This is a genomic window from Sphingomonas sp. IBVSS2 (assembly GCF_002127225.1).
Classification (GTDB): domain Bacteria; phylum Pseudomonadota; class Alphaproteobacteria; order Sphingomonadales; family Sphingomonadaceae; genus Sphingomonas.
On the sequence record NZ_NFUR01000002.1, the window covers coordinates 893,481 to 906,145 of the forward strand.

Genomic DNA, 12,665 nt, shown 5'->3' on the forward strand with positions numbered 1-12,665 from the left:
TTGGGACATCAGCGGCTTAGCATGCTCCGCGCGCGGCAATCGCTGGGGGTTTCGTCGAAGCGGGCCTTGAACAGACGGCTCAGATGCGCGGCGTCGCTGAAGCCGAGCCGCTCGGCGATATCGCCGATCCGTTCGGGATTTTCGGGGTTGAGCAAGGCCTGGCGTGCCGCTTCCAGCCGCATGTCGCGGATATAGGCCTGCACGCCGCCGCTCTCCTCGAACAGCCGGTGCAAGGTGCTGCGCGACACGCCCAGCTTGCGGCAGAGATTGGTGATCGTCAGGCCCGGCGAGCCGAGATGTTCCTGGATCTCCTTGCGGGTGCGCAGCAGCAGCGTGGCGGGATCCTCGCGGAAGCCCGGTGCCTCGCCGCGATTGGCGCCCTTCAACGTCAGAATCAGCATGTCGAGCATCGACCTGCCGAGCCGGGCGGCATCTTCCTCGCCGAAGCGGGGCAGGGCCTCGCGCACCTGAAGCATGTGCGAGGTGAGCATGGCGCTTTCCGCCGGGCTCAGCACCATGCCGTGCAAGCTGGCGACATCCAGTCCCGCCTCGGTCGCCAGGTGGCGCGGCACGGAAAAGCCGATACTGCGCCCGCCGGCGGAATCGTGGAGCGATGTCTGGCCATGGTCGACGAGCACCGCGGCGCCCGGCATCTGCACCCAGTCGTTCCTGCCCGCGATGCCGGCTGCCTTGCCGTCCAGGTTCACGGCGACCGCTATCGAGTTCCGCCCGATGTCGACCAGCCGCTTGTCGCGCTTCCAGCGTTGCGAGGAGATGTCGGTATACATGAAACCGATCTCGCCCAGCCGCACGAGTTCGCTCGATACGCGGAACGCTTCCAGGGGTTCGGTGCTGAAGAGCGGGCCGACATTCGGCCAGTGGCCCTGCCATGCGTCAAAGCGCTCGCTGGGGGCAATATCTGCGGTCGTGTAACGGTAAACATGGACGGGATGTGATGCCAAATCACGCTCCGGAGTTGCTTTGTTTCCAGGTTTCCATTCGATTCCCGGCATTTAAGCGATTTACACTACAGCTGGGAAGATTCAGCTGCACGCAGATTTTGTGAATGTGCCCTGAAGTGACGCAAATGTTACCAAGAATTAATCTTCATCCGCAAGGGACGACGCCGGCGATCGAGCTGCGGGCGCGGCGCTGATCATGGCCGACGTTGCGGAGCGCCGGGACCCGGCGAGGATCACGCTGCATGAGCGGACAGAGGGATGTGCCGGCGTGTGGCTGCCTGCGAGTGGTTGACACGCAGTGGCCGCGAAAATACGAAGCCTGAAGGATATGATGCAACATATCATAAAAGGGGGCTTCGTGAATTTATCCGGGATGGGCGCCTTGGCGGCGTCGCTGGCGTGCGTTTGCCAGCCTGCCTTCGCGCAGGAAACCAGGAATGGCGAAGCGCCGCAGCGGGAAGTGAGCCGGGATCGCCCGGCGGTGCCCGGTGACGGCGAGGCGGAGCCCGAAGCCGGTGCCATCATCGTGACCGGCTCGCTGATCCGGGGGCTGCCGCGGGAATATATGGCCAGCCCGGTCTTCACGCGCGACCGGATCGACATCAACCGATCGGGCGCTGGTTCGACGGCCGAGTTCCTGCTGACCATCCCGCAGAACTTCACCGGCGATCTGAGCGAATTCGCGACCACCGGCGCCGGTATCGGCAGCCCGCTCGGCGATGCGACGACCTACAACCAGTTTGACGGCTTTGCCGGCTTTGCGCTGCGCGGGCTCGCCTCGGATGCGACGCTGACGCTGCTCAACGGCCGGCGCATGCCGTCGGTCGGGATGACCGAATCGCCGACCGTTTCGGTGCTGCCCTCGATGCTCATCGAGCGGATCGACATCATTCCGGATGGCGCCTCCGCCACCTATGGCGCCGATGCGGTCGCCGGCGTGGTCAATATCGTCACCCGCAAGCCCAAACAGGGCCTCGAAGTCGAAATTCGCAACGCGATGACGACCGAGACCGGCAAGACCAGCCTCCAGGCCAGCGCGCTCGCCGGGCACAGCTGGAGCAGCGGTTCGATCTACGGCATGGCGATGTACCAGAAGCGCGCGCCCTTCACACGCGACCCCGTCCGCGTATCGGACGAATATCTCCAGATAGACGAGTTGCCCGACGAACTGCTCACCGGCTTCTATGCCGGCGGCCAGCAGTCCTTTGGCGACTTCACCTATTCGCTCGATGCTTCCTATTTCGAGCGCGAGCGCAGGTCGCAGCAGCGCTACCTGGACGAGCCCCAATATAATCGGCGCTTCCATACCGGCACCTCGGGCTATTCCTTCTACAACAATCTGCACTGGCAGGGGCGGGGGCTGACGGCCATCGACCTTTATGTCGATTACGGCCGCAACGATACCAACAGCGATTCACGCCGCGCCACGGGCTCGCCCAGCTTCCGCAATTATTCGAACACGCTGTTCGTTGCCGAACTGCATGGGCAGACCCAGCTGTTCCGCCTGCCCGCGGGCCCGGTGATCGCGGCAGCCGGTGCGCAATATCGCGCCGAGACGCTCTGGACCGATGCGAGGATCTTCTTCAACCGAAGCGGCGGTTCGCGAAAGACCAAGTCGGTGTTCGGCGAGGTCAACGTGCCGCTGGTCGGTGTCGATCAGGCGGTCCCGCTGGTCCGTTCGCTGACCCTGTCGGCGGCCGGCCGCTACGAGGATCTGGGCTTCGATACCGCCTTCTCGCCCAAGCTCGGGCTGCGCTGGCAGGTCGATCGCTCGATCGCCTTGCGGGGAACCTATGCGCGCTCGTTCCTGGTGCCGCGCTTCCGCAGCACGATCGGCATTGCCGAGCAGGTCTCGATCGGGCTCTATCCCTACAAGTTCCTCGATCCCGCGCTGCAGAACCCGGCGCTTCCGGCGGGCCAGACGCTGGTGATGTATCGCGCCGGTGCCAATCCCGCGCTCAAGACGCAGAATGCCGATACCTTCACGATCGGCGCCGATCTTACGCCGGCCTTTATTCCGGGCCTGACGATCAAGGCGGATTATTACCGCATCAAGATCACCGGCCGGGTGGGCAAGCCCACTCCCGATGACAGCCTGTCCGTTGCGGATCTCCAGATCTTCAACACCAGGAATCCGAGCATGGCGCAGCTGCAGGCCGTGCTGGGGAACCCGGATGTCTTCCGGCGCTTTGCCGAAGTGCCGGGCTATAATGGCGGCGAGCTGACCTTTTTCGACAATGCGGGCCAGGTGCCGACGAGCCTGTTGTCGCAGATCCAGCTGATCGCGGACATCCGCTCGCAAAACTTCGCCATCGAATCCACCGACGGCATCGATCTGGATCTGGATTACAAGACCCGGCTGTTCGGAGGGACCGCCTCGTTCACCCTGTCGGGCCAGTATATCCTCAACCTCGCGCTGAAGGCGGGCGGCGCGACTGCGATCTCGCGCCTCGACGGCTATGCCAAGCCGGCCGACCTGCGCTTCAACGGGACGATCGCCTGGGGCCGTAACGGCTTTTCGATCGGGTCGATGATCAATTATGTCGACGGCTTCGTGGACGATCGCGCCGGCCAGCCGCGCCGCCGGGTCGGATCCTTCACCACCGCCTCGCTGTTCGCCAGCTTCGACCTTGGCCGCCTGTCGCGCGCATCCTGGCTGCGCGACACGACGCTCGAGCTCGTCGTTGCCAATGTGTTCGACCGGGTCCAGCCGCGGATCGTCGACGGGGTGGTGGGCTATGATCCGTACAACAACCCGCCCAATCCCAGAACCGTCGCCGTCACCTTGTCGAAGCGCTTCGGCGGTCCCTGAGCGGGGGCGGTGGCGCTTGTGGAGCGTCAACCACGATGCCCCCGATCGCCACCTAGGAGACAGCTTCCACCAGCAGGGTGGGTCGCCTCTCGCCATTCTCGTCCCAACCCGCATCCTCTTCCAGGCCGCGTAGCGTTCGATAACGCATGGGGCGAATGAAATCCCGGCTCTCGGGGGCAATGAATCTTACCCCGGTGCAACCACTCTCCAGAACTGAGACTGCCATTGCATCCGAGCAAAACATCGATCCGAGATATTGTTCGTCCCGAAAGAGCGGAAATTGAGGTACGGCTCGGATGTCAATGGACTCCGGCTCATAGATGAAGGGGTCGCCCAGACCTGCTCGCGAAATCGACTCGGTCACGGCAACGCTCATGATCATGTAGTTCAGGGATCGCGGGGTTGCCGAAGAGGCGGAGGCATCGACGGGGAAATAGTCCACGATCTCCCCCGGCAGGGCCATCGTCCGTCGGAGCCGCTCCGACACAAGAATATGCGCTTCCCAGCTGAAACAATCCACGTCGAAGGACGGCATCGTCAGTGCAAGCTGCGCCACGGGAAACGGCGTCGACCGCTTTTCCCCCGGCGTCATCCCCGCATCATATAGCGCATCCGAATTCAGGAAACGGCAATGCTCTGCGAATTCGGCAGGCTCGATATGATCGGGCATCCAAGGCGCGAATTCCCAAATTCTCTCCATCGCCATACCCCTAGTGCCGGCTTCGAGGCCGAACCCGGTCGGCAATCGCAAGCGCTTGCCGTGCCGCTACGCGCAGATGGAGGCCCCACTCTGTCAACTGAGCCTGAAGGCGTTATCCTAGATGGTGCTATCAGGTCTTTTAATCGTCTATAGAAAATTTTATCATTACCACTTGGATATCGTGACCGTATTTAAGTATTTCTTTAGAAGGAAGAACAGGGAACTTGCCGGCATCCCTTGATAGGGATACTAGATCATTCTTTGTTGCAACAACAATTTCAACGAAAACTCCTTTTGCGGCGGGGTTTTGAAAGCCCAGGGTATATAATTTATCTCCATGGCGCGGATTGAAATTTTCATATGGTCCCGCAGCATGAAGAGGGGTGCGGACATGATAAGCCTCGCCGAACATTCCATTCACATCGGCAAGCGTTAAATGGTTTTCGTAACCCACTCTGCATTGAAATTTATCAATGAATATATTCTTTGTTCCGCTTGGAAGTACATCATCACGATTGTCAATCGGATAGCATTTTCCCAGATTTTTGTAATCTATATATAAGGTTCTTGATCGATCATCGAGAGATATTGGGCCAAATCTAGAGAATTTCTCTCTGAATTCGATATAGGGCACTCGATTCTCTGAAATAATTTCAGAGAACTCTGATATGCTATTGCAGTTATTGCATTTTTCCATGCCGGCGCCGTCCCCGCCAAAACAAGAAGGAATGCTCGCGAACAGGTTCAACGCGGCCAATAGGCCTTGAGTTTTGCAGCCGTACGCCATGCATCATGCTCCTCAGGCAAGTTTCTATATTGCGCATACAGAGATGGATTGCTCGCAAAATCTGGCGTGGTCAGCACGGTAGTACGGATCCCGCTGTTAGGCCCGTGGAAGCTATCGGCCATTGCCATGAAATAGGCAGCTTTAGGTCCGTTGGGATTAACCGGCCGCGCATAGGCGGCAGATGCCAGCGCCTCCGCCGGGCGAACTCCAAACGATACGGCCAAAGTATTCTTAGGATACTTCTTTCCCGCAAATATCTGCAAGATATGGAAATCCTGCTCTGCGTGCCTGGTTTCGTGATATATTGTATCGGAAAGAGCCTTGAATCCATTGTAAGTAATTTTCCTGGAAAAAACCTTCAGATTCAAGTTAATCGCATGGTCAGCGGTATCATAATATGCCGACGAGCCATCTTCTGCTCGATCCTTGTTATTTACAAACTTCAACCCAGGAATGCCTTCAAGGGAGAGTTGGGCATTGGCCAGCTCCAGGAATCTCTTTTCTCTCTCAATGGGCTTCAGCTTATTCCAGTCTTTATAGAGGCGATAAGCATCCTTTGTATATTTCTCGACGCGATCGTCTCTATCCAGGCCGACTTGAAAATCTGGTGCAATGAAAAGACTTTTTATTTTGTCCAGGCTTTGCCCAGGCTTCAATCCATTTAGTGCGGCGATACGATCCGCAGATATGCCATATCGCGCGCTGAGTGCGTCCAGAGTATCTCCTGGCATAATGGTAATCCGGCCAGGGCTGGCTTGCCCACCTGCCTTGAGCGGACTTAGCGCCAGCTCGCCTGAGGGCTGCTCCTTTTCACGATCAAGCTTGGCTTGCTCGAGGGCGCCCTTGCCCAGCGACACGGCAAACTGCGCCAGCGTATCCGGCAATGCCGCGATGACGTTATCGCCGAAGTCGCTTCCTTCGACCAGGGAACGGGTCGCGGCGTTCGCGATGTTGTTCGCCATCCCCGCCGCGAGCCCCTTGAGCGAGTTGTCGAGGTGGAAGCCCGTCAGATCGGAGTTGTACTTCAGCGCGCCGCCGACCGCCGCTCCCGCAGCCGCGCCGACGCCCGCCGCGGCGACGCCGGCCCAGTCGAACTTGGGCTGCAGACCGGTGGCCACCGCGACGCCTTGCGAGACCGCGCTTGAGATCACCCCGTTGATCGCCGCACTGGCGATCTTGTTGCCGACATCGACGACCATGCCGAGCTTATCCAGGCCCTGCGCCACGCCCGCCGTGATCGCCGTCATCGCCAAGCTCTTGAAACTGAACTTGTCCTGGATGCCCGTGGCAATGCCGACGCCTTGGCTGACGATGTTACCGGCCACCGCACCGCCAACTGGGCCAATCAGTGGCGCGGTCACGATCGTCACCGCGATTGCGACCACCGCCAGCAATATCTGCCCGAACACCCCGCACTTGTTCTTCTTCGCGCCAGCCTTTTGCGGCTGCGGGGTCGTCGGGCTGGTGTCGCCGAGGATGTCGGCGGGATTATAGGGGTTGAACGTGCTCGCGTTGTTGGTCGAGCGCAGCACGCCCGAGGGGATGGTGAGCGTCTGGCCCTGGACCAGGGCGCCCGCGCCGGCCATGCCGTTCGCGTCGGCGAGGCGATACCAGAGCGAACTGTCGCCCCAGAGCTGTGCCGCGATCGACTGGAGCGTATCGCCGGTGCGCACCGTGTAGCTGCCGCCAGCGCCGCCCTGGCTGTAACTGGTCAGCCCGGAGAAGCTCTGGTCGAAATCGGCATAGGCCGAGCCATAACTGGCCCCGTTCTGGAACGCCCCGTTGCCCGGCAGCGCGATGCGCCCGTTGATCGAGCTCTGGTAATCGGTGTTCTGGGTGCCGTTGTTGCCGGTATACCCCATCTGCTTGCCGTTGAAGCGGTACCAGACCTCGTGCGGATCGCCGAGATTGGGATTGTTGTCATATTCGTCGCGCCGGATCGCCTGGCCGTTCATGTCGTTGGTGAACGAGATCGAGTGCGGCCGGCCATCGCCGACCCAGACGGAGAGCAGCTGGCCCGAGGCGCCATAGCTGAAATTGGAAGTCTGTGCCGCCTGGCCGGACTGCGCATAGGTGGTGCTGGCCTGCACCGCCCCCGCGTACCAGACGAAGCTGTTCGTCGTCGTCGCGTAGTTCTGGTAGCCGCCGTTCTTGTACGTCGTCGTCGAGACGCTCACCGCGGCGCCCAGCGCATAGTTGCTGCCGAAGCCGAAGTCGGTGGAGCTGTAGGTGGTGATCGTGTCCGAGCCCTGGCGCTGGACGGTCACCTCGGACTCGACCTGTCCCCGCAAATTATAGGTCAGCGTATGATCATAGGCGGCGCTGTAGCCATAGCCCAGCCAGTCGACCTGGCGGGTGACGCGGCCCATGCCGTCATAATAATAATTGGCCTTCAGCCCTCCCGTTGCGGGCGGCGCCGTTACCGCGAGCGTGCCGTCGCCATTGTCGGAATAGCCGCTCTCCGCGAGATAGACGGCGGACAGGCGGCCGTCCGCGTCATAGGCATAGTCCTCGCGCCGCTCGGCCTCATAGGGGACCATGGCGTTGACGCTGACCCAATCGCCCCATCCGCCGGCGGCGTTCGGATCATATTGCATGTAGCTGACCATGCCCTCGGTCATCACGTTGCGGGTCGACTGCACCCGCTCGCCCGCGACGTTATAGGCGAGGTCGATCCCCTGCGTGCCCCGCACGATCGAACTGCCCGAGAGCTGGCCCTTCGACGTGACGACGCGGTTCATCGCGTCATAGCGGTACCAATAGTCCTGGTTGCTCTGGTACCAGGGGTTCCCGTTCTGATCGAGCACGTAATAGGTGGCGTAGGTGCGGCGGACATTGCCGTTCGCGTCATAGCTATAGGCGATGCTGGCGGCGGGCGTGGTGCCGTTGCCGCTCTCCGCCCAGCTGGTCATCCGCCCCAGCGCGTCATAGCCGGCGGTGGCGTTCTGATAGGTGGTCGTGGAAGTCGAATATTCCCAGTTCGACACCCAATATTGGTCATAATAGCCGTAGTCGTAATAATATTCGTACCAGCCATTGTCGTACCATCCGCCATTTTCGACGGTATAGCTTTCGGTCAGCTTGTTGCCGCCCGCGTCATAGCTGTAGCTGGTCTTCTTGATCTGATAGGTTTCGCCGAGATTGTTCGGCGCCGTGACGGGCGAGCCATAGCCGCTGGTCATCGACCCCAGCAGGCCGGTATTCAGGTAATTATAGTTGACCGTCTCGCCGCCGGTGCGCTGGATCATGCGCCCGGCATAGTCATAGTTGAAGCTGGTGGCGTGGCCGCCCAGGTCGACGGTGTAGAGGACATGGCCGAACATGTCCTCCTGCTGCACCGAGGTGCGGCCATTGGCGTAGGTCGTGGTCTGGTACCAGCCGCCGAAGCTGCCCAGGCCGTTGGTCGACTGCCAGGACCAGACATAGCTGATGGTGGTTGCGGCCCCCATGGCGTCATCGCCGAAGGCGACCTGGCGGACCACGCGGCCCTGGACGTCATAGTCGGTCCGCTCGACATTGTCGGTGCCGTAATGGGAGTTCCAGTGCCGGATGCGCTGGCCGAGCACGTCATAGGCATAATATTCGGCCTGGCCGCTCGGGCGAGTCACCTGGGTCAGGCGGCCCATCGCGTCATAGTCCATCGCGGTGGTGCGATTGACCTCGTCGGTCACCCGGCGCAGGTCGCCGAACCGGTCATAGCCCTTCTTGAGAATGCCGCCATCGGCATGCCATTCCCAGGAGACCAGCGCCTCGGTGGCGCCATAGCCGGTTCCCGCGAGAAGCCGGCGCGTCGTGCGGTTCCCATTGGCATCCTGCACGCCGATCGTACGGCCGGCGAGATCGTAATAATAATAGTCGGTGGGGTTCGTCCAATAGCTGTAATTATATTCGGTGGTGATCTGGACCGACGGGCGCTGGATCATCGTCGCGCGGCCCATGCTGTTGTAGGTGTAGCTGGTCTGGTTGCCGCGCGCGTCGCGTTCCCAGGCGACCTCGCCGAACGCGTTGTAGCCGCGGGCGATGGTCAGGTTCACCAACCCGCCTGTCTCGCTCAGCTGGCGCTGGGTCTGGATCGTCGAAGTAGCCTGGCCGCGCCGGTCATAGGCGTTGATGGTGACGTTGGTGCCATCGACGTACAGGCTGCCGAGCGGGGAGGTGAAGCCGTTGGTTACCGCGGAGATGGCACCGTCTAGCTCGTACGAGCCGATCCAGCTGCCCTCGCTTTCGATCGCAGCGGTCTGGTTCCCCTTGCCGTCATAGACGAAGAAGCGCCACACGCCGTCGCCCGAGTTGGTCTTGTAGAGCCGCCCGGCACCGTCATAATAGAATTTCTCCTGCCAGCCGTCGTTGAGGCCGCGCTGCGACATTTCGCCATAGGCATTATATTGGGTCTGGCGGACGTCGCCCTTGATCCAGGCCGAACCATTCCAGCTGCCAGCCACCTGCGAGGTTACCCGGCCCAGCACGTCGCGCGTGTAGAGCATGCCCTCATAGGCGCTGCTGCCGTCCGACTTCTGACGGGAATAATTCTGGCGGACGAGGTTGCCGGCGAGGTCGTAATAGTGATCGAAGACTGCGCCAGAAGGGTCGATCATCGTCAACAGCCGCTGGCCGGCGCCATAGATGTATCGCGTGATGCGGTCGCCGCCGTTCAGATCCTCCGCGCCCTGGCGGGTCATCGTCAGATTGTTGACGCCGTTGTAATAGTAACGAACCGTTGGGCGGATCGGATCGTCGCCGTTGTAATATTCCTTGTACGGCGCGCGGCTTTCCTGGGTCAGGCGTCCGGTCGCGTCATAGCTGTAGTCGATATAGTCGCCGGTCGCCTCGGTCTTGCGGGTGACCTGGCCCAGCCCGTTATAGCTGTAGCTGATCGTGGCGGTGCCCGAGGTGCCGTAGAGCTGGCCGCTATAGATATCGACGCCGTACGCCTCGACGTTCAGCCGCTGCTCGGTGAGCCGGCGGCCATTGCGATCATAGGTGAAGTTGGTGATGCGGTCCGCGCCGGCATCCGGCACGCCGGGCTGGCTCGAGACGGTCGCGCCGCTCGTCTGCGTCGCATAGCGGCGCTCGCTGGTGACGTTGCCCTCGCCGTCGAGCGTCCAGCGGGTGACATAGCCTTCCTGGTCGACCTGGGCGACCTTGCCGCCACGCTTGTCATAATAGGAATAGGTGCTGGCGCCATTGCCGTCGGTTGCCCGCACGACATTTCCGACCACGTCATACTCGAAGCTGGTGGTGACCGGCGCGGTGGTGGTGACGAAGGAAGAGCCGTTCCACGAGCCCGTCCGTACCCCGGCCACGCTGGTGGTGAGCAGCCGGTTGACATTGTCATAGGTATAGCTGGTCTGGCGCAGGTCGCCGCCCGGCGCCGCCGGCGGGGTCCCGCCCGCAGCGGCCGGCAGCGAGACCGGCGAACCATAGGTCCGCGAGGCGCTCATGTTGCCCGCAGCGTCATAGCTGTAGGTGGACAGGGTGCCGACCGCGGTGATGTCCGCGATCTTCCGGTTCAGGTCGTCATAATAGAAGAGCGTGCGGCCGCCATTGGCATTGGTCGTCTCGATCAGGTTGCCGCGCGTATCGTATTTGTAGCGCTCGATCACCGCGGCGTAGATGACGCCGATATGGTTGGACTGATCGATATAGCCGACCGTGTCGCCGCGCTTCTCGATCAGCCGGTCCGCCTTGTCGTAGACATAGGAAGTGTAGCGGTGCTCGGCGAGGTTATAGGCCTCGTCCGTCCAGATGCGGTTGCCCCGCGCATCATAGCCGAACTTGTTGGTCACCGTCGCGGCGACGATGTTGCCCAGATTGTCGATCGAAGCCATTGGCAGCGTCTCGGAGACGAGCAGGCCGCGCCGGTCGAAGACATTGGTAGTGACGCCGCCCAGCTTGTTGCGAACCGACGCGCGCTGGCCGAAGGCGTCGAGCGTATATTGCTCGTAATAGCCTTCGGCATCGATGGTTTTCACCAGGCGGCCGAGCTTGTCGTACTCGAACGAAGTGACGGCATCGAGCGCATGTGGCGCATAGCCGTCCGGCGGGTTGGCGCCCCCCGCCGCATTGGTCGCCTTGTTGTAGGCCTGCTTGATCCGGGCGACTTCGCCGAACACCGTATAGCCCGTCTCGGTGACATAGTCCTCGGCATCACGCGTGATGACGACGCGACCGAGCTTGTCGTAATAGCTGTAGGTGCTGAAACCCCGTGCGTTGATCGTGCGCGTCACTTCGCCGAACGCGTTGTATTCGAACACCGTCGGCGAGCCGTACGCATTGGTTTGGCGGATCACCCGCCCCGCATGGTCATATTCGAAACTGGTGGAATGTGCGTTGGGGTCGCTGACCTCCACCAGGTCGCCCAGGCCGTTATAGGCATAGGTGGTGATCGCCTGCTCGGCCGTGCCATAGGCCGCATAGACCGCCGCCTTCCGCCCTGCCGCGTCATAGGTGTAGTAGGTCCGGCTGTCGTCCTGCCCGCCCTCCGACAGGATGTCCCACGCCAGCAACCCGTTGGCGTAATAATAATAGCGACGCGATTGGCCTGCATTGCTGGTGGTGAGGGTCAAACGCCCGGCGGCGTCATAGTAGCTGTTGGTGATCGCGCTATCGCCGCTGACGGCGTTGCTCACCGTGAAGATCGTCCAGCTGTCATTGGCCGAAACGGGATTGTCCCAACGCAGGGTCGCCGATATCCGCCCCTCCGCGTCATAAGCGGTGCGGGTGACATAGCCTTCCGCGTCGATGGTGAAGCTCAGCTCGCCGCGCGCGCTGTAGTAATAGCGCGTGATCCGATCGTTCGCAGTCGGGTAGGTCGCTACCCAATTGTCCATGTCGGCCTTGCTGGGAATCGATCCGGTCCAGCGCAGATTGGCGTATTCGACCTTGCGGACGACCTGGCCCCTGGTGTCGTAGCTATAGCCGGTCACCCCCCACGCGGCGTCGATCGCATAGGCCAGCCGGCCGGCATCATCATAGATGGCGAAACTGGTGCGGTTGGCGGGGTCGCTCGCCAGCGCGGCGACCGCGCTCTTCACCGATGCAAAGGTATAGCTGCCCAGCACCGGGATCGTCCCGGCATATTGGATGGTCTCGCGGACGGGGCCGAATGCGCTCCAAAGCCAGCTCGAATATTCGTAGATATGCTCGGTGACGTGGTTCAGCGCATCGATGGTGAAGCGCAGATTGCCCTGCTGATCGTAGACATAGCGCACCGAGCGGTCGCTCGCGCTGGTGCCGGCACTGGCGCTGCCGATCAGGCTCTGGAAGCTGCCCGATGCCCGTAGCGCCGCATTGGTGATGTTCGCATAGGCGATCTCCTGCACCTTGCGCCCGGCACCGTCATAGAGGGTGTGCGTGAGATAGCCTTCGCCATCGAGCGCGCCGATCTTGCGGCCGGCCTTGTCG

5 protein-coding genes are annotated in these 12,665 nt (G+C 61.5%); 1 reads left to right on the plus strand and 4 read right to left on the minus strand.

Annotation, left to right across the window (positions count from 1 at the left end; genetic code table 11):
• Positions 1–8: 8 nt before the first annotated feature.
• Positions 9–962, minus strand: coding sequence for a helix-turn-helix transcriptional regulator (locus CAP40_RS10145; RefSeq protein ID WP_179188053.1), 954 nt, complete (start codon positions 960–962; stop codon positions 9–11).
• Between the two features lie 460 nt (positions 963–1,422).
• Here CAP40_RS10145 and CAP40_RS10150 point away from each other — a divergent pair, with 460 nt between their 5' ends.
• Entirely contained in the window at positions 1,423–3,774 is a 2,352-nt protein-coding gene (locus CAP40_RS10150) for a TonB-dependent siderophore receptor (protein WP_179188054.1), read from the plus strand.
• 52 nt (positions 3,775–3,826) lie between these two features.
• Here the strand turns inward: CAP40_RS10150 and CAP40_RS10155 are convergent, their stop codons facing one another.
• The 3 genes from CAP40_RS10155 to CAP40_RS10160 all read right to left on the minus strand — a co-directional run.
• Positions 3,827–4,444, minus strand: coding sequence for a hypothetical protein (locus CAP40_RS10155; RefSeq protein ID WP_144034306.1), 618 nt, complete (start codon positions 4,442–4,444; stop codon positions 3,827–3,829).
• Between the two features lie 169 nt (positions 4,445–4,613).
• The gene (locus CAP40_RS20160; protein WP_218822132.1) at positions 4,614–5,222 is read right to left on the minus strand and encodes a hypothetical protein; all 609 of its coding nucleotides are present in this window, start codon (positions 5,220–5,222) and stop codon (positions 4,614–4,616) included.
• Positions 5,219–12,665 (minus strand): LysM peptidoglycan-binding domain-containing protein (locus CAP40_RS10160; protein ID WP_144034308.1); only part of this gene is annotated, 7,447 nt, incomplete at its 5' end. The genes CAP40_RS10160 and CAP40_RS20160, both read right to left, overlap by 4 nt.